Below are 19865 nucleotides of genomic sequence, written 5' to 3'. Positions count from 1 at the left end.
TACTTCGTATTTGAAATTGAGAGTCCCTTCTGGGGCTCTTTTTTTGCCCAATTGCTTTTGCCTTTCTTACCTATCTTTATTCCAAAAGTAGGTTTGCTATTTTGAAAATTTCCCAAATTCCCTTATGTTGGAAGTGGGGAAACCCTACTACCAAGTTCTCTGTTTAATAGGCAATCACTTAGAACGAAAAGACATGAACCTGAACGATGTAAAGAAGCTCGCTGGAATGGGGGAAGGGCTTCAAGTGGAATTTAAGCGAAAAGTTGCTGATCCGCTCAAGGTGCTGCGCGAAGTCGTGGCTTTCGCCAATAGGAAAGGTGGGTATTTACTCATAGGAGTAGATGATGATGGTTCGGTACTAGGCCTCAAACATGCCGAAGATGATGAGTTTGCGATGCAGGAGGTGATTGACAAGCACTGCAGTCCAATTATAGACTATCAACTGGAGCGGGTGAAAGTGACAGCGAAGCGTGATGTGTTGGTGTTCAAAATAAAAGAAAGCATTCAGAAACCAGTTTTCTTGATTTACAATTTGAAAAGAAAAATTGGCAGAGCGTATATAAGGGTGGAGGACAAAAGCGTGCAGACGAGCCGGGAAGTTCGTAAGGTGCTTAAAGGGCAGACTAAAAATCAAGACAACTTAGTTAAATACGGGGAGGTGGAGCAATCCCTTTTACGCTGCTTTCATCGGACCCAGACGTTAAACATGCGGTATTTGGCTGAAAATACAAGTATAAAGCCTCATGAAGCATCGGATGTGTTGGTGAAGCTTACGTTGGCAAATGTGTTGGAAGTTCACCCGTCTGACAATGGCGACCTTTACACCATGAAAGGTGAACCTCCCGTAGGAAGAGGGCAAGATACCCCCCGTCGATTATTCATCTAGTAATTCTTGCCGGATTGTCTTCTTGCGAACTCGCATGTTGATCATCTCAACAATAAAAGCAAATGCCATGGCGAAGTAAACGTACCCTTTTGGAATGTGCTCGCCAAACCCTTCTACCACTAATAAGAAGCCTATAAGCACTAAGAAGGAAAGTGCCAACATTTTGAGTGTTGGGTTCTTCTCTACAAAATCACCAATAGCCTTGGCAAAGAACAGCATTACACTCAAAGAAATGATTACTGCGGTGATCATGATCGCCACGTTTTTTACCAAACCAACAGCGGTAAGGATAGAGTCGAAAGAGAATACGATGTCGATCAATACAATTTGGATAATGGCTTTTCCCAGGCTATTTACTTTGGCCTTAGGTGAATCATGGTGTTCACCTTCTATTTTGTCGTGAATTTCTGCGACACTTTTACCCATCAGAAATAGACCACCTATCAGTAAAATCAAATCTTTGCCACTCAAATTTGGGTCTAGTCCAAATATTTCTAAAAAGCCAAGCTCGATAAGTGGCTCTTGCAAACCAATGATCCATGTGATTCCTAAGAGAAGCAAAATTCTTACGCCTAATGCAAGCAAAATCCCTATAGAACGAGCTTTACCCCTTTGTGATTCAGGTAGTTTACCTGCTACTATTGAGATAAAAATGATATTGTCAATGCCTAAGATGATTTCGAGCAGGGTGAGGGTAAGCAAGCTAATGAGGCCTGCTGAGGTGAGCATTTCACTCATGTTCTTTTTTTAACTTTTATGGTTCGAAAAAAATGCTGGTGCACGGATACGATATCCAGCATTGAAATGAGTTTAAGTCGTGCTATTTGGTGGTTGATAAGGTTTGGGATGATGCCGAGTTGTAACTTAGAAGTTCAACAAGGCATCGAAAAATCCTAGGTTATACGTACGGTTTTTTACCACAAGGGTTGGGATACTCATGTTTTCTCCTAATAATTTTTCTGTGGTACTTCCAATAAAGGCTGCTGCTACGTTAGTCCTTCCCCTCGAGCCTAATATGATCATATCGACATGTTCTATTAGAGCCGTGTTATAAATCAGCTTAGCAGGGTTAGCGCGCATATCTAGAAAGAATTTACAATTGATTTCCATGCCTTGGGTATCTATTTCGCTTAAAAAGTGGTTCCATCTTTTTTGTGCGTTTGACTTCATTATCTTGGAGAACTCTTCTTTACTTTTCCCCGATGCCAAGTATCCATTAGGAAGGTTGTAGATATGCATGCATTGTAGTTCTAGGTTGTGTTTTTTAGCTACGCTGATGCTTCTTTCTACGGCGAGGTGGGAATGTTCCGAAAAATCTACAGGGACTAGGATTTTTTTAAAATCAGGTTCGGATTTATCTGGTACGGTCAATACAGAGCATAAGGCTCTTCTGGCTAGCCTTTTCGAAAGTCTGCCCGGCCCTTCTGCTAAGTTTTTCCTCCCAACTAATATTTGTCCAGCATCATGTTTTTGTGCTTCTGAAAGTATCGCGTTCAAGTGCCCCCCACTTTTGATTGAGAAAACGAATTCAAGCCCAGGTTCTGCCTCGCTGATACTCTTGTCTACTTCGTTTTTTAGCTTAGTGGCTATTTCTTCTTTTTTTGTGATGTTCCCATCAGGGGTTGTTACTTTTTCTTTAAGGTTCACACCTTGGACAACATATACAAATACTATTTTATCCAAGTCGAGCAGCTTTGAATAATTTAAAGCATACCTTACTAGGTAATTGTCAATACTGGTTAGGTCTAGTGCAACCAAAATTGTTTTTAGTGCATACATAGCGTATTGCCTGTTTTAGTTATCGGTAATTAGATTGATGATGGTTTTCGATTAAAGTTTATGGGTTTAAAGCGAACTCCGATAATTATAACTTTAATAATCGTCATATCACACATCTGAATGCGTTTTTTGATATGAAAATGCTAGTTTTATATGGTTTTAACAGACTGGGAGCTATTTTACCTATCTTGTTTTATCAATTCTTTGATTAGCTGAGTCATTTTGGGCTCGGCAACTGCGGCGGCGGCAAGCACATCTTTTATATCTACTTTTTTGACTTTTCCAGGTGAGCAAAGGTCTGTTAGCACCGAAAGGGCAAAAACTGGCATGTCCATATGGCGAGCGGCTATTACCTCTGGCACAGTCGACATCCCTACCGCATCCGCACCTATCACCCTCATAAATTTGTATTCTGCTTTGGTTTCCAGGTTAGGTCCAGGAAGGCTTACATACACTCCTTGCCTGATCGTAATGTTGTTTTCCTTTGCTACTTTTTGAGCAAGTTCGAGTAGTTGTTGGTCGTAAGGCTCGCTCATATCTGGAAATCTAGGGCCAAACTCGTCAAGGTTTTTGCCCGTAAGCGGGTTTTCATAGTGCATGTTGATATGGTCATCAATCACCATTATGTCGCTTATCTGGTAGCTTGGGTTTAGAGCGCCCGCAGCGTTAGATACAATAAGTTTTTCTACACCTAATAGCTTCATCACCCTTACAGGAAGAGTAATTTCTTTCATGTTGTAGCCCTCATAATAATGAAACCTACCTTGCATTACTATCACGGGCTTGCCAGAAAGTAAACCTATGATTAGCTTGCCAGAGTGGGATTCTACTGTAGAGGTGGGAAAATTCGGAATGTCTTCGTACGGAACTTCATGTGCTATTTCCACATCATCTACCAAAGCTCCTAGTCCGGTTCCAAGAATAATCCCATAGACAGGTTTCTGTTGGCAAAACTGTTTTACATAACTTGCTGCTTCGTTTATTTGCTTGTAAGTCATAGCATCAGATTTTTTCCGCAAATAACCAAAATATGCTCGAATTACCCTAGGGTTCAATGATTTATTTTTAGGTAAAACACTATGTGCACACATTACATATAGGAACAGCCTTCCTATATAAAATAAAGTTGCGGATGAATTTTGTTTTTCCTTTTTTTATAAGCCTAAATTTGGGGAAGAATAAAGTAAACCGTTGGGCGAGTTTTTTCTTAGAAGTACTTTTTAGTATGAAACTGCAGGGAGGTTTGCCTGTGTATTTCAAAAGATACCCTTAGACCGGATGCTTTTATAAACTACAATTGAAAAACGATGAGTAGAATATTGATTACGGGAGGAGCTGGCTTTATTCCAAGTTCTTTAGCAGACAAATTGTTAGAAAATCCTGAAAATAAATTAGTGTTGGTAGATAACCTTCTTACAGGGGATTTGTCTAAAGTCCCTGATAATAAAAGGTGTAAGTTTGTAAAGTGCGATGTGAACAATTACTACGACATTGCGCCTGTGATGACTGCCTATCGGTTCGATTATGTGTTTCATTATGCCGCTGTGGTTGGGGTGAAGCGTACTTTGGATAATCCGGTAATGGTGCTCAATGATGTGCAAGGGATTAAAAATGTATTGGACTTGTGCAAAAATACAGGTGTTAAGCGAGTATTCTATTCCTCGTCTTCCGAAGTGTATGGCGAACCTGTAGAGCTTCCGCAAAATGAACTCACTACTCCACTCAATTCCCGCCTTCCTTACGCAATAGTCAAAAATATAGGCGAAGCTTATTGTAAGTCATACAAAAAAGAGTTTGGCTTGGATTACACCATATTTCGCTTTTTCAATACCTACGGTCCAAAGCAAAGCACTGATTTTGTGATGTCCAAATTTCTAAAAGCGGCACTTCACAATGAAGATATCACAATATATGGCGATGGTAGTCAAACTCGAACTTTCTGCTATGTAGACGATAATATTGATGCTACGGTAAACGCGCTTATCCAGAACAAGGTGCTAGATGATGTAGCCAATATAGGTAGCGATAATCTTGTGACCATTAAGCAGCTTGCAGAATTGATAGTTGACATTACCGGATCGAGTTCTAAGCTGATTCATCTGCCACCATTGGCTGAAGGCGATATGAGCAGAAGACAACCTGATATATCTAAGATGAAAGAGCTGCTAGGTAGAGAAATGTTGCCGCTGGAGCAAGGGATAAAACGAGTGTTGGATACGGGGAACTTTAGCTGAATTAAGACTGGAAATGAGGATTTTGATCTTGGCGCCTTATCCCAAAGGTGAAGCCCCTTCGCAACGGTTTAGGTTTGAGCAGTATTTGTACCTCTTTGATGAAAAAGGTATTGCTTATGACTACGAGCCCTTTATCAGCGAACAAACTTGGGGGATTCTTCATAAGCCAGGGTATTTTGTTCAAAAAGCATTAGGGATTGTTTTTGCCTTTCTTCGTAGGCTTGCTTTATTGCCACAGCTTGGGAAATATGACTTTGTATTTATCCATCGAGAGGCTTCTCACATTGGACCTCCCATTTTCGAATGGCTTATTGCCAAAGTCTTTAGGAAGAAAATCATCTATGATTTTGATGATGCTATTTGGTTGCCGAATTATTCTGAGCATAATGCTCGTTTTCACTGGCTCAAGTTTTACCAAAAGGTCTATTCCATTATGAAATGGAGTTATAAAGTGAGCGCAGGGAATGATTATTTGGTAAGTAAAGCTTCAGAATATAATCGGTCGGTTGTGTGCAACCCTACTACTATTGATACCGAACATTACCACAATAAGGTAAACCCGCAAGCTGCTGAAAAGCCGATTATTGGTTGGACAGGGACGCTCACTACTGCAAAATACCTTCAAGAGCTAGTGCCTATCCTTGGAGGGTTGGAGCAAGATTTCGAATTCGAGTTTCAAATGATTTCCAATGAGGCACCAAAGTTCGACTTGGAATCTTTTAAGTTTATTCCTTGGAAGAAAGAATCTGAGATTGAGGATTTGCTCCAGTTTAATGTGGGGGTAATGCCACTTACGGATGATATTTGGGCAAACGGAAAGTGTGGATTTAAGGCTTTGCAGTATATGGCATTAGGTATTCCTGCTATTGTATCACCTGTTGGTGTAAATACCAAGATTGTGGATGATGGAGTGAATGGGTTTATCTGTGAACATCCCGAGGAATGGTATGAAAAATTATCTAAACTTCTTGCTTCTCCTGAACTGAGAAAGCAGATGGGGGCAGAGGCAAGAAAAAAGATAGAAGACCACTACTCGGTTAAATCAAATACTTCAAATTTTTTGTCACTTTTTGACCTGAGCTAGATGAAAAGTAACACAGAGGAGAGAAAGGTGATGCAAATGACAAAAATACGGTAAGGTCGCTCTGGGATTTTTTTGACCACTTTTATGCCAATAAATGCTCCAACTGCTATAAGAGGTGTGAGTGTAAGGTTAAATGTAAGAGTTTCGAGGGTGATTGTTTTCCAAACTAGGGCGTGGAACGGGATTTTGGAAAGATTGACAATGAGAAAAAACCATGCGCCTGTACCTATAAATGAGTTTTTGGGCAAGTGCATGGATAGTAAGTAAATTGCCATAATTGCCCCAGCAGAATTGCCTATCATGGTAGAAAAGCCTCCGGCTAATCCAAAAAGGGCAGAATAATACCAAGCGTCAGGAATGCTAATACTACTGCTTTTCTTTCTTTTTATATCTTGCCAGACCATAATGCCTAGCCCAACTATAACAATAGCACCGATTAGCTGCTTGAACACTACGTCCGAAACAGCTTCTCCTGTTACTACGCCAATCCCAATGCCTGCCATTGTCCAAGGTAACAGTTTCCAAACGTACTTCCATTCAGCGTGCCTATTGTAATACATAACGGCGAAAAGGTCGGCAAATGAAAGCATAGGCAATACCACACCAGAAGATAATTTTCCTCCATATATACTTGCCATTATGGGGACAACAATCATTCCTGCACCCCGCACCCCTGATTTTGACAGTCCGATGAGCAGACCGCAAATAAGCACAAGAGCTCCTTGGAATTGAGTGATTTGGAAGAATTCGTTCATGACGAGAGCTGTTGATAGATAGCGTGAGGTTATAGTTTAACTGGTGTATTTAAAGCCTGCAATACTAAAAACATTGGGTTGATTTCACAAAAAAAGGGGCAAAATGGAGGTTTACTTCTTTTTTCATAATAAAATTTGGCAATGCTTTGTGGAAGCAGATAAAAAATGCTATATTAAGGCAATCCAGTCTTATTCTTTTATCCCTTCACATAAATCTCACTATGCATAAAAACTATCCTTGCCCGAATAGCCTGTTGAGCAACTTCCACTTTTTGTTCCTCATGGCAAATTCATTTTTTGAAAGGAGAATTTATAAGGATGTCCCGACTGGTCATTATAACTCACCCAATTTTTTATAAATATATTATACTCAGCTATTGTATTGCAAATCAGGTGTATGATCTGGTTTTTGGAATTTTTGTATAAACAATGGTAAGAAAAAAAAGCAAAATAAATTTGCGAATTCAAACTATTGGTTTAGTAAATAATTATTAATTGTCTATATTTGCAAGTTCAAAAAAAAGGAAGCTTCAAATGGCGTTTAAGAAGAATAAAAAAATCACCAATGACTTTACAAAAGTCACCATTAGTTTAGCATCCCCCGAGTCTATTCTGGAAAGCTCTCATGGAGAGGTAACACAGCCCGAAACTATCAACTATAGGACTTACAAGCCTGAGATGGGCGGATTGTTCTGTGAGCGAATTTTTGGACCAGTAAAAGACTGGGAATGTCATTGTGGGAAATATAAGCGAATTAGGTACAAAGGTATCATCTGTGACAGGTGTGGTGTTGAAGTGACCGAGAAGAAGGTAAGAAGGGAAAGGATGGGTCATATTCAACTTGTAGTTCCTGTAGCTCACATTTGGTATTTCCGTTCCCTGCCTAATAAAATCGGTTATTTGCTAGGCTTGCCTACCAAAAAACTTGACCAAATCATTTACTACGAGCGTTATGTGGTAATCCAAGCTGGTATAAAAGCTGAAGATGGTATCAACTACCTCGACTTCTTGACTGAGGATGAGTACCTTGATATCTTGGATAAACTGCCTAGGGAGAACCAACTTCTCGACGACGACGATCCTAACAAGTTCATCGCTAAGATGGGTGCAGAGTCTCTAGAAATGTTGTTGAGCCGTATCAATCTCGATGAGCTTTCTTATAGCTTGAGAGATAGTGCTGCCAATGATACTTCGCAACAGCGTAAAGCTGAGGCGTTGAAGCGTTTGAAAGTAGTAGAAGCATTTAGGGATGCTAGGACTCGTATCGAGAACCGCCCTGAGTGGATGGTTATCAGAATGGTACCGGTTATCCCACCAGAACTTCGTCCACTAGTTCCATTGGATGGAGGTCGTTTTGCAACTTCAGATTTAAATGACCTTTACAGACGTGTTATTATTCGTAACAACCGTTTGAAAAGGCTTATAGATATTAAAGCTCCTGAGGTAATCCTTCGAAATGAGAAAAGGATGCTTCAAGAAGCGGTAGATTCATTGTTTGACAACTCTCGTAAAGTCAACGCTGTAAGGGCTGATGGTAACCGTCCATTGAAATCATTGAGTGACATGCTCAAAGGTAAGCAAGGTCGTTTCCGTCAAAACTTGTTGGGTAAAAGGGTCGATTACTCTGGTCGTTCGGTGATCGTAGTAGGTCCTGAATTGAAACTCCACGAGTGTGGCCTTCCTAAAAACATGGCTGCTGAGCTGTTCAAGCCTTTTATAATCAGGAAACTGATTGAGAGGGGTATTGTGAAAACAGTGAAGTCTGCAAAGAAAATTGTAGACCGCAAAGATCCTGTAGTTTGGGATATTTTGGAAAACGTCTTGAAAGGTCATCCAGTTCTCTTGAACAGGGCTCCTACGCTTCACAGGCTTGGTATTCAAGCATTCCAGCCTAAGCTTATTGAGGGTAAAGCTATCCAGTTACATCCACTTGTTTGTACTGCATTTAACGCCGATTTTGATGGTGACCAAATGGCGGTACACGTACCACTAGGTCACGAAGCTGTGCTAGAGGCATCATTGCTAATGCTAGCTTCACACAATATATTGAACCCTGCTAACGGAGCACCGATTACGGTACCTTCTCAGGATATGGTATTAGGTCTTTATTATCTCTCTAAAGGTAAAAGGACAACTCCTGAAGAAGAGGTGCCAGGTGAAGGTCTTACTTTCTATGGTGCTGATGAAGCTACTATTGCTATTAATGAGGGAAGGGTATCTAAGCATGCTAATATCAAGATCAGAACGAAAGTTCGTAATGATAAAACAGGTGAGCTTAGTACTGAAATCATAGAAACTGTAGCGGGTAGAGTACTTTTCAATGAGTTTGTACCCGAAGAAGTGGGTTATGTAAATGAGCTTCTTAGCAAAAAAGCACTCCAAAAAATTATTGCTCGAATCTTTAAGATTGTGGGTATGGCAAAAACTGCCAAGTTCTTGGATGATATCAAGGGCTTAGGTTTTGGAATGGCATATAGTGGTGGTCTTTCTTTCGGTCTGGATGAAATTGTTATTCCAGAAGAAAAGGAAAGCTTGATTGTAGGTGCTAAGGAAGACGTAGAGACAGTTACTGCTAACTATCAGATGGGGCTTATCACTGATAATGAGCGTTATAACCAAGTTATTGATATTTGGACGAAAGTAAACATGAGGCTGACTGCTACGCTGATGAATCAGATGGAGCATGACCAACAAGGTTTCAACTCTATTTATATGATGATGCACTCTGGAGCAAGGGGTTCTAGGGAGCAAATTAGGCAGCTTGGAGGCATGAGGGGCTTGATGGCAAAACCACAGAAAAACCTTCAAGGTTCTGTTGGTGAAATCATCGAAAACCCAATTCTTTCAAACTTTAAAGAAGGGCTAGATGTACTAGAGTACTTTATCTCTACTCACGGTGCGAGGAAAGGTTTGGCAGATACGGCTCTTAAAACTGCCGATGCTGGTTACCTTACTCGTAGGCTAGTTGATGTAGCGCAAGATGTAGTTGTTACTGAGCATGATTGCGGTACTTTAAGAGGTATCACAGTAGAGGCTCTTAAAGATAACGATGATGTTATTGAGCCATTGGCTGAGAGAATAGTAGGTAGAGTTTCTGTACATGATGTATATAACCCGCTTAATGAGGACGAACTTATTGTGGCTTCTGGCGAAGAGGTAACAGAAGACATCGCTGCTTATATTGATAAAGAAACAGTTATTGAAGCTGTAGAAATACGTTCAGTACTTACTTGTGAGACGAGAAAAGGTGTTTGTGCCTTGTGCTACGGTCGCAACCTTGCTTCGGGTAATCCTGTTCAAAATGGTGAGGCTGTTGGTGTTATCGCAGCTCAATCAATTGGTGAGCCAGGTACTCAGCTTACGCTACGTACATTCCACGTTGGTGGTACGGCATCGAACATTGCTGTAGATGCAAGTATCAGAGCAAAATTTGCCGGTAAGGTTGTTTACGAAGAGTTACGTTCTGTACCATCTAAAGGTCCTGAAGGGGAAGAGTTAGATGTAGTAATGTCACGTACTAGTGAGGTAAAAGTTGTTGATAAAGAAGGTAGAACCTTAATTAACAATCACTTGCCATACGGCTCTTTCCTAAAAGTACCTGAAGGTGCAATGGTCGAGAAAGGTGATACTATCTGTTTCTGGGATCCATTTAATGCTGTTATCCTTTCTCAATTCAACGGTCACGTAGAATTTGAAGCTATTGAAGAAGGTATCACTTACCGTGAGGAGTATGATGAGCAGACTGGACACCGTGAAAAAGTAATCATTGAAACTAAAGATAAAGCGAAAAACCCAACGTTGATCATTGTTTCAGATGATGGGGAAAGTGTAAGTAGTAACATTCCTGTTGATGCCCACTTAGCAGTAGAAGATGGTGAAAAAGTGACCGCAGGTCAGATTCTTGTGAAAATCCCTCGAGCAATAAGCAAAAACAGGGATATTACGGGTGGTCTGCCGAGGGTAACTGAGTTGTTTGAAGCACGTAACCCATCTAACCCAGCTGTAGTAAGTGAGATTGATGGTATTGTTTCTTATGGCGCTATTAAGCGTGGTAACCGTGAGATCTTTGTAGAGTCTAAAGAAGGTGTGAAGAAAAGATACTTGGTGAATCTTTCAAAACATATTCTTGTACAAGAAAATGACTTTGTGAAAGCAGGTATGCCTCTTTCTGATGGAGCGATTACACCATCTGATATTCTTGCTATTAAAGGTCCAACAGCGGTTCAAGAATACTTGGTAAACGAGATTCAGGATGTTTATAGATTGCAAGGTGTGGGTATCAATGATAAGCACATTGAAGTGATCGTTAGGCAGATGATGCAGAAAGTAATGATTGTTGATAGTGGTGATACTATCTTCTTGAATAACCAAAATGTGGACAAGTTCACGTTTAGGGAAACCAATGATCAGATATTGGACAAGAAGGTGGTGACTGAAGCAGGTGATTCTGCTACAATGCGCCCTGGAATGATCGTCTCGGCAAGACAGTTGAGAGACGAAAACTCTAACTTGAAGCGTCGTGATTTGAATATTGTGAAGGTGAGAGATGCTCAACCAGCAGTATCAAGACCGAACCTTCAAGGTATTACGCAGGCATCGTTGGATACTACCAGCTTTATCTCTGCCGCATCTTTCCAAGAGACTACTAAGGTCTTGAGTGAGGCTGCTATTAGAGGTAAGATGGACCAATTGAACGGTCTGAAAGAAAACGTAATTGTTGGACACTTAATCCCTGCAGGTACAGGAATCAGGAAGTTCCAAGGTGCAAGAGTAGCTTCAATGGATGAATATGAAGCGCTATTGGATTCTAAGGAACGTTTCAGAACTGACCGAGAGTTGCAGGACTAAGTTTCCTGAAAACATAAAAAAAATAACGCTATTTGAATTAAAAAACCACTTGTCAGCTGACAAGTGGTTTTTTGTTTTTGGTAGCTAGGCTACAGAGTTTTTTAGCAATTAGCTTTCTTTTTTCTAAGCTTCATTCTCTTTTAACCACTTGTGGAGAATGACCAATGCCCAAAGTCTATTGTATAAGTAATCCTTTCCTTTTTCAAAAAAGGCACGTTTGAGTTTCTCTACTATAGCAGGTTCTACTATTCCATAGTCTCCAATTATCTCTGGATTAAGATATTCATCTATCAAATATTTTAAGTCAGCTTTGAGCCAATTGCCTAATGGAATCCCAAAGCCCCACTTGGGTCTATTGATGAGCTCTTGAGGAATATATTTCGCCAAAACCTCTTTGAGAAGGTATTTACTAGTACTGTTTTTCCACTTCAGATCTTTATGAAGGTTGAGTGCAAATGAGATTACTTTGTGATCGAGTAGGGGGACCCTAACTTCAAGGGAATGAAGCATAGATGCAATATCTACTTTTACAAGTAGGTCATCTTTTAAGTAATTTTTAAGATCGAAAAGAGCTTGCTGCTCATCAGAATAAAGGCTTCTGTTCAATTTCCCAAAGCCTTCATCTATCCATTGTAATTCTTCAGGAGTATTTTTCAGTATTTTGCTCAGCTCTTTTTCCGAAAAGAAATATTGTTCTTGTGAAAAGGTATGGCTTTTTATTCGTTGAGAGTTTTTCCAAGCAAACATCCAGGCAGCTCGTTGGTCTCTGCTTTTGGGAGAAAGAGAAAGCCCAAGTTTTAAAAATGGAGAACCATATTTAATGTGTGGTTTAGAAAGCCTTTTTGCCCATTGATACATACCGTAGCCCATAAAAAGTTCATCTCCTCCATCGCCAGAAAGTGCTACTGTTACGTGCTTACGAGCCATTTCAGAGACCAGCATGGTCGGTACTGCCGAGGCGTCGGCAAAAGGTTGGTCATAGGATTTAGTGATTAAATCAACCCGTTCGATAGCATCTTTTTCAGAAAGAAGAAAGGGATGATGCTCTGTACCCAAGTGCTTTGCGACTTTTTCCGCCCACTCACTTTCATTAAATTTTGCTTCTTTAAAACCAATGGAAAATGTATTAATGGACCTGTCGCTTAGTTTTTGAGCAATGGAAGTAACCACGCTTGAATCAACTCCTCCGCTTAGGAAAGTACCCAAAGGCACATCGGCGATCATTCTTCGCTCTACCGATTTAGTTAACAGTTCATCCAGTTGTTTGATTCCCTTTTCCTCATTTGTGGTAGTTTCATTTCTGATGATTTTTTCAGGACTCCAGTATTGCTCTAGGTGCAATTTTCCCTTATCAAAAATGCCGCAATGCCCTGCTGGGAATTTCGATATTTCATTGTAGATGGTTTGTTCACCTGGTACATATCCAAGGTAAAGAAACTGGTGGATAGCACTTTGGTTGATCGTGAGCTTTCTTTTGCCTTTCAAGAGTTTCACAAGTGATTTTAACTCGGATGCAAATGCTATTTCTCCTTCGCGGTGGAAATAATAAAGAGGCTTAATTCCTACTCGGTCTCTAAAAAGGAAGAGTCTTTCCTCTGTTTTATCGTAAATGGCAAAAGCAAACATGCCATTCAGTTTTTCGGGTAGTTTCATAGTACCCCACATTGCAAAAGCTTCAATGAGTACTTCTGTATCAGAGTGGGTTTTGAAGGAGTGGGGTATAGGTTCGTTACCCTTATTTGCCAAAATTTGGTTGCCAACTTCTTTGAAGTTATACACTTCTCCGTTATAAACCATTACATACCGGCTATTTTCGGAGTAGAAAGGTTGGTTGGCTGCATTGCTCAAGTCAATGATACTTAACCTCCGGTGGCCAAGCCCGACATGTTTCTTTTCATCATAAAAGAAACCATCGCTATCAGGGCCTCTATGCTTAATGAGGTCCGTCATGCCTACCAAATCTGATTTGGAAAATGAATTAGAAACAAATCCTGCTATTCCACACATAGGATATACTAATAGGTTAGGTCGATGAATCAAAAATAGGATTGCTTACGATTAATCTAACTTTTTAATCTGTTTTTATTCACAATCCGATTGAAAAATTAGGTTAAAGTTTGGGTTTTCCAGAAATGCTTCTTTTTTGCAATAGTATTTAAATGGGCAGTAATAGCTGTTTTAGAAAGGGTTAGTACAAAAAAAAGAGAGGTGAAGCACCTCTCTTTTTACTCTATTTTAAGTATTATACTTATGTATAAACGGGTCTTTAGATGTTTATCTCAGACAACTCGAGATAATTTGTCAACTCTTCAATTTTAGCTTCTTCTTCATCAGACTCTCCCTCTGAAGCTTCAGCAAACATGTGTAAGATGTCAACCACATCTTCTTTTACATGAGAGTTATGGGCTAAATACTCTTTCAATACTTTCAAAAACTTCTGCTCCCAGTCTGATAAATACTTAGTTAAAAACTCCAATTCGGCAAACATACTTTCTTGCAGAGCGGCAATTTCTTCTTCTGAAAGCTGGTCTTTAAAGGTGTCCGCAATGAATTTTGACAAGTATTTAACATAAACCCATTCCTCATCATCTACCACTCCATCGCAAGCAACAACTAGCAATGCTGGGAAAAAAAGGACTAATGTTCCAAATTGCTCATTATTAACTTTGCAAACTTTTACCCTTCTGTAAGTATCGTATAGTTTATCTATTTCAGGTGAGCGCATAATAAATTTGAATTACTGTTGATTTAAATGCTAGCCTGTTTTTAGGCATTTTTCATCAAATCAACGAAGGCCTCTTTGTTTTGGTACAGATTAATTAAGTTTTGTCCAATTGCTGTGAACAAGCGTTAAAACCCGCTTTAAAAAAGGGCATTGTTTTATGTTATTTCTTATTTGTTTCTGTATTTCAGTGAGTTGTGCCTTGTTTGTTTCATGAGGTTAAAATGCCTTATCATTTAAAAAGTTTGCGAAAGGGCTTTTTTGCTATACCTTTGCAAGGGCAAACAAACCGCTGGGAATATCCCGGTCTTGCCTATCATACCACCTCTCTTTTTTTCATGTAATGCCCATTTTTTTGGGAATTCTTGGGCTACAAGGGTGGTTTTCTTTTTTTATACACAACACAAGCGGACAGAGAAATGGCTTCGGCAAAGTACATTTTTGTAACAGGAGGTGTGACATCCTCATTGGGTAAAGGTATTATTTCAGCTTCACTGGGCAAATTATTGCAGGCAAGGGGCTATTCGGTCACTATTCAAAAATTCGATCCTTATATCAATATCGATCCGGGCACAATGAATCCTTATGAACATGGAGAGTGTTATGTTACGGACGATGGCGCTGAAACTGATTTGGATTTAGGGCATTACGAACGTTTTTTGAACGTGCCTACTTCTCAGGCGAACAATGTTACTACAGGTAGGATCTACAATAATGTGATCACCAGAGAGCGTGAAGGCGGCTATTTGGGAAAAACCATTCAGGTAATCCCGCATATTACCGATGAGATCAAAGCCAACATGTTTAAGTTGGGTGAAACTGGAAACTACGATATCGTCATTACTGAAATTGGTGGTTGTGTAGGTGATATCGAATCTTTACCGTTTATAGAAGCTGTGCGCCAAGCACGCTGGGATTTGGGTGAGAATAACTCAATTGTTATTCATTTGACCTTGGTTCCTTACCTCAAATCTGCTGGAGAGCTCAAGACCAAACCAACCCAGCACTCTGTAAAAGCGCTTTCGGAAGCAGGGGTGCAGCCTAATATTTTGGTTTGCCGTACCGAATACCCACTTCCTTCGGATATGAAGCGTAAAATCGCTCTTTTCTGCAACGTAAATTACAATTCTGTTATCCAATCGTTAGATGCGGAAACTATTTATGATGTGCCTCTGATGATGCGCAAAGAAAGGTTGGACGAGATAGTACTCGATAAATTCCGCTTACCACAAGAGCCTGAGCCAAATATAGATTCGTGGAAACACTTTTTGGGTAAGCTAAAAAATCCAACTACCGAGGTCAATGTCGGTTTGATTGGTAAATATGTAGAATTGCCAGATGCCTATAAATCGATTATAGAAGGGCTGATTCATGCGGGAGCCATGAACGAAAGCAAGGTGAACGTAAAATGGATTCATTCTGAAAAGCTAGAAGAGGATAACCTCGAAACTACATTCAAAGATTTAGACGGAATGCTGGTAGCTCCAGGTTTTGGAGAGAGGGGGATAGACGGAAAAGTGAAGGCTACGATGTATGCCCGCAACAATAACATCCCATTTTTCGGAATTTGTCTAGGAATGCAATGTGCTGTAATTGGTTTTGCAAGAGATGTTCTCCAGCTAGAAGATGCTCATTCGGCAGAGTTTGACCCAGAGTCAAAAAACTTGGTGATCGACATTATGGAAGATCAAAAGAACCTAAAGCAAATGGGCGGTACAATGAGGCTAGGTGCATACAAATGTAACTTGAAAAAGAATAGCCTTGCTCATAAAGTGTACGGGACAACAAGTATTTCGGAGCGCCACCGTCACCGTTATGAGTTTAATAATAACTACCTAGAGCAGTTCGAAAAAGCGGGAATGGTAGCTTCGGGTATCAATCCTGATTCCGGATTGGTTGAAATCATGGAGGTGAAAGGTCATCCCTTCTTCATTGGTTCGCAGTTCCACCCAGAGCTTAAAAGTACAGTAGAGAACCCTCATCCTCTTTTTGTAGGTTTTGTAGCTGCTGCTATTGCAAAAAGCAAATTAGAAAAGGGTGATAACCAATAATGAAGTGTGAGGAAGAGTAGGGGCTCTGTTCAACCAGGTTCTTACAATCTATTTAAAATATACTCAACCCCAAAACAGGAAGGTTTTGGGGTTATTTTTTACCTCTCATCCACAATTGCCTAATTAATCAAAATGCAAAGCCTGAATTGATCAAAAAAGCTGTATTTTTGCAGCCGAATAAAAATGTTCTTTTGGCAAAAGCTTTCAGATATGCCAAAGTGCAAGATTTTTCAAAAAATGAAATCAAATTTGGGCCACTTTTAAAGGTCTGCAAAATGTTTTATAATGGATAAAAATAACGTCACAGGTTTATTGCTGATTTCTTTGCTGCTGATGGCATACTTCTTCTTTTTCAACCCAGAAGAACAAGCGCCTCAGCAGACTGAAGGCCAGCAAGCAGCCGAACAAGTAATTGACACACCAGTAGAAGAAAAAATACGCCCTGAGCAAGCTCCTCTCATTACTGATGATTTACCCGACTCAGCCATTCAAGAAAAATTCGGATTTTTTGCTACTGCGGTAAGTGGTACTTCTGAAGAGGTAAAGCTTGAAAACGATGAGATGGTAGTTACTTTCGATACTCACGGAGCAAAAATCAAAAATGTATTGCTTAAGAATTACGTGGATTACTTGAAAGAGCCTTTGATTCTGATAAGTGAAGAAAGTAGCACGATGTCTGAAGTGGTAAAATCTAATGTAGGTGATATTGACCTAAACGACCTTTACTACGGAGTAGAGAGAGAAGGGAATTCAATTGCCTTTACCATTACTCAGGGTGAGCAAAGTTTTAAACGAGTTTTCTCTTTGGAAAAAACAGGTTTTGTGATGGACTACACGTGGGAGACAGCGGGCTTGGATAATGTGATCCAGTCTGAAGATGTTGACTATTATTGGTTCTACAAAATGCCGAAGCTTGAGAAGGCAATCGACCAGAGTCGTACCCGATCTACAGTCAATTACCTTACGGCTGACCTCAATTTCGATGATTTGAATGTGAGTTCAAATGATAAGGAAACTAAGAAACTTGAATTGCCAGCCAAATGGGTTTCGTTCAAGCACAAGTTCTTTAATTCTGCCATCATTACCGATAAGACTTTCGAAGATGTAGAAGTTGCTTCGGTAGTGCCTGCCGAAGATCAGACAGTAGTAAAAGCCAGTGAGATGGCTTTCAAAATGCCTATCAAGTCATTGAAAGGCGATGATGGAAATATAAGATACTATTTCGGACCGAATGATTATGATATTTGTGAAGGTGTAGCTCCTAGCTTTGAGCGCAACGTTTATCTTGGATGGGCTTTCTTCGCTACTATCAACCTTTATCTGGTTATTCCTCTTTTCGAGTTCTTAGAAGGACTTTTCAGTAACTACGGAATCGTTATCTTGATTCTTGTTTTCATCGTAAAAACACTTCTTTTCCCTCTTACTTACAAATCTTATTTCTCAATGGCCAAGACGAAAGTATTGAAGCCAGAGCTAGATGAGATCAAAGCGAAGCACGGTGACGATATGCAAAAAGTGCAGTCTGAACAGATGAAGCTTTACCAGCAAGTAGGTGTGAACCCGATAAGCGGTTGTATACCCATGTTGGCGCAGATGCCCGTATTCTTGGCACTTTTCAACTTCTTCCCGAATGCTATCCAGCTTAGGCAACAAAGTTTCCTTTGGGCAGAAGATTTATCTTCATTCGATTCTATTTATAATTTTGGTTTCGAGATCCCATTTTATGGTGACCACATCAGTTTATTCACCTTATTGATGGCAATCTCTCAGATTGGATATACCTATTATAGCAATCAAATGAACGCTGCGGCGCAAGGACCAGCCAAAACAATTGGCTACATTACTCCGCTAATGTTTATGTTCTTCTTTAATAATTTCGCTTCAGGTCTTACGTATTATTACTTCGTTTCGAACGTAATCACTGTTGGTCAGCAGTTATTGATCAGGCGTTTTGTAGATGATAGCAAAATCAGAAAGATTTTGGATGAGAATAAGAAGAAGAATGTGAACAAGAAGAAGTCATCTTTCCAACAACGATTGGAAGATGCAATGAAGCAGCAGAACAAGAAAAAATAAGTTTGCATACATTTTGCAACCATTCAACCCCGACAATACTCTTATTGTCGGGGTTTTTGTTTATTATTCAAACTTATACAAGCAACAAGAGCTTTAGTAAAGAGGATTCACTTAATCAATTTATACTATGAAGATCAGCAAACTGCTTTTACCATTTGTCTTGTTACTCTCTGTTTTTTCTTGCAAGGAAAATGATGTGGAGCCGATAGATGTTACGGTTAAAAACAAGGTAGTAGCTGTTATGACTGATTGGTATTTGTGGAACGATGGTCTCTCAGCCGAGGTTGATGTCAATGATTTCGATAGTCCCGAAGCGCTCATTAGTTCGCTTAGGAATGCAAAAGACAAATGGAGCAGTATCCAAGAAGAGGTGGCTTTTGATCAATATTATGTATCTGCCGAGTATGTAGGCTTGGGTTTTGCCAGCACTTGGCTTTCAGATACAGAATTGAGAGTAAGTTTGGTGTACAAGGGTTCGCCTGCTTACGAAGCAGGGCTAAGACGAGGAATGCAGATTTTGGAAGTGAATGGAGTGCCTGTCCAAGCTATATCAAATTTTAATGCTGCATTTGGTGCGGACGAAGCAGGGGTGTCGGTAAGCCTTAAAGTGAAAAAAACTGGAGAAGCGGAGGAAGAGTTACAAATGACAAAGGCTGTGGTGGATATTACTACCGTCCCCCATAGGAGCGTGATAGAATTGGGAAATAAGAAAGTGGGCTACGTGGTGTTTAACAATTTCATAGAACGATCTAAAGAGGATTTGAATGAAGCGTTTGATTTTTTTGCTGCTGAAGGAGTGGATGAATTGGTGTTAGACCTTCGCTATAACCGAGGAGGCTTGCTCAATATTGCCGGATATCTTTCTAGTATTATAGCCCCACCAACTCTCAAAGATGAGTTATTGGTACAAATCACCTTCAATGAAGAAAAAGCTGACGAAAATACTCCTGTAAACTTCGAAGAAACACCTTATAGTTTTGATTTCGATAAGGTGGTAATCATCACGACAAAAAGCTCTGCTTCGGCTAGTGAGGTAGTTATAAATGGACTGAAGCCTTACTTAGATGTAAAAACCGTAGGAGATGACAGCTATGGTAAGCCGGTAGGGGCGAGCTCTTTCCGCTTCGATGGTTATGTATTTACCCCCATTACCTTCAAAATTACCAACGCTGATGGCGTAGCTGAATATTTTGACGGTATCCCTGCCGATGTAAAAGTGCCAGATGGCTTGACTTATGACTTTGGGGATGTGGATGAAGACTGTCTCAAAGAAGCCTTGTATTATATTGAAAATGGGGCGTTTAGTGCTGAAGGGAAGAGAATGGCAGCTCCAAGGGTTGTGCAGAAAAATGAGGAAATGTATGAAGGGATAAACAAAGAAATCGGAGCTTTTTAACCTAAGTTAAGGAGGATTATTTATGCTTGTATAA

The 19865-nt window shown here is 40.1% G+C and carries 13 protein-coding genes; 7 read left to right on the top strand and 6 right to left on the bottom strand.

Going from position 1 to position 19865, the window contains the following annotated elements; translation table 11 throughout:
* Nucleotides 1-193 precede the first annotated feature (193 nt).
* Nucleotides 194-886: an ATP-binding protein gene (locus tag R9C00_25020; GenBank protein WPO34960.1), complete on the top strand. Its 693-nt coding sequence runs from the start codon at nt 194-196 to the stop codon at nt 884-886.
* Here R9C00_25020 and R9C00_25015 read toward each other — a convergent pair.
* The 3 genes from R9C00_25015 to R9C00_25005 all read right to left on the bottom strand — a co-directional run bounded on the left by R9C00_25015 (nt 875) and on the right by R9C00_25005 (nt 3663).
* Nucleotides 875-1624 carry a TerC family protein gene (locus R9C00_25015; GenBank protein WPO34959.1) on the bottom strand — a complete coding sequence of 250 codons (750 nt, stop codon included), beginning with the start codon at nt 1622-1624 and terminating at the stop codon, nt 875-877. The genes R9C00_25020 and R9C00_25015 overlap by 12 nt on opposite strands.
* Nucleotides 1625-1750: 126 nt before the next feature.
* Nucleotides 1751-2665: a universal stress protein gene (locus tag R9C00_25010; protein ID WPO34958.1), complete on the bottom strand. Its 915-nt coding sequence runs from the start codon at nt 2663-2665 to the stop codon at nt 1751-1753.
* 179 nt (nt 2666-2844) lie between these two features.
* Nucleotides 2845-3663, bottom strand: a complete 819-nt coding sequence (locus R9C00_25005; GenBank protein WPO34957.1) for a purine-nucleoside phosphorylase — start codon at nt 3661-3663, stop codon at nt 2845-2847.
* A gap of 309 nt (nt 3664-3972) precedes the next feature.
* On the opposite strand from R9C00_25005, the gene R9C00_25000 reads away from it, so the two are divergent.
* Nucleotides 3973-4899 (top strand): NAD-dependent epimerase/dehydratase family protein, encoded by a 927-nt coding sequence (locus R9C00_25000; protein WPO34956.1) that lies wholly within the window; start codon nt 3973-3975, stop codon nt 4897-4899.
* Nucleotides 4900-4912: 13 nt separating this feature from the next.
* A complete protein-coding gene (locus R9C00_24995) occupies nt 4913-5983 on the top strand; it encodes a glycosyltransferase family 4 protein (GenBank protein ID WPO34955.1) in 1071 nt (356 codons plus the stop codon).
* Here R9C00_24995 and R9C00_24990 read toward each other — a convergent pair.
* Nucleotides 5980-6738: a sulfite exporter TauE/SafE family protein gene (locus R9C00_24990; protein ID WPO34954.1), complete on the bottom strand. Its 759-nt coding sequence runs from the start codon at nt 6736-6738 to the stop codon at nt 5980-5982. The two genes, R9C00_24995 and R9C00_24990, sit on opposite strands and share 4 nt — an antisense overlap.
* Nucleotides 6739-7272: 534 nt before the next feature.
* Between R9C00_24990 and rpoC the strand changes: the two genes are divergently transcribed.
* Nucleotides 7273-11586, top strand: a complete 4314-nt coding sequence (rpoC, locus tag R9C00_24985) for a DNA-directed RNA polymerase subunit beta' (GenBank protein WPO34953.1) — start codon at nt 7273-7275, stop codon at nt 11584-11586.
* Between the two features lie 123 nt (nt 11587-11709).
* Here rpoC and asnB read toward each other — a convergent pair whose 3' ends face one another.
* Together asnB and R9C00_24975 are read right to left on the bottom strand one after the other, a co-directional pair.
* Nucleotides 11710-13593 carry an asparagine synthase (glutamine-hydrolyzing) gene (gene asnB / locus R9C00_24980; protein WPO34952.1) on the bottom strand — a complete coding sequence of 628 codons (1884 nt, stop codon included), beginning with the start codon at nt 13591-13593 and terminating at the stop codon, nt 11710-11712.
* Nucleotides 13594-13852: 259 nt separating this feature from the next.
* The gene (locus R9C00_24975; GenBank protein ID WPO34951.1) at nt 13853-14311 is read right to left on the bottom strand and encodes a hypothetical protein; all 459 of its coding nucleotides are present in this window, start codon (nt 14309-14311) and stop codon (nt 13853-13855) included.
* A 416-nt stretch (nt 14312-14727) separates the two neighbouring features.
* Between R9C00_24975 and R9C00_24970 the strand changes: the two genes are divergently transcribed.
* From R9C00_24970 to R9C00_24960, 3 genes are all read left to right on the top strand, one after another.
* Complete coding sequence (locus R9C00_24970) at nt 14728-16359, top strand: CTP synthase (protein ID WPO34950.1); 1632 nt, start codon at nt 14728-14730, stop codon at nt 16357-16359.
* 285 nt (nt 16360-16644) lie between these two features.
* Nucleotides 16645-18435: a membrane protein insertase YidC gene (gene yidC, locus R9C00_24965; GenBank protein ID WPO34949.1), complete on the top strand. Its 1791-nt coding sequence runs from the start codon at nt 16645-16647 to the stop codon at nt 18433-18435.
* A gap of 127 nt (nt 18436-18562) precedes the next feature.
* Complete coding sequence (locus R9C00_24960) at nt 18563-19831, top strand: S41 family peptidase (protein ID WPO34948.1); 1269 nt, start codon at nt 18563-18565, stop codon at nt 19829-19831.
* Nucleotides 19832-19865 lie beyond the last annotated feature (34 nt).

This window comes from Flammeovirgaceae bacterium SG7u.111, from assembly GCA_034044135.1.
Classification (GTDB): domain Bacteria; phylum Bacteroidota; class Bacteroidia; order Cytophagales; family Flammeovirgaceae.
This window is presented reverse-complemented; position numbering and strand designations above follow the sequence as displayed.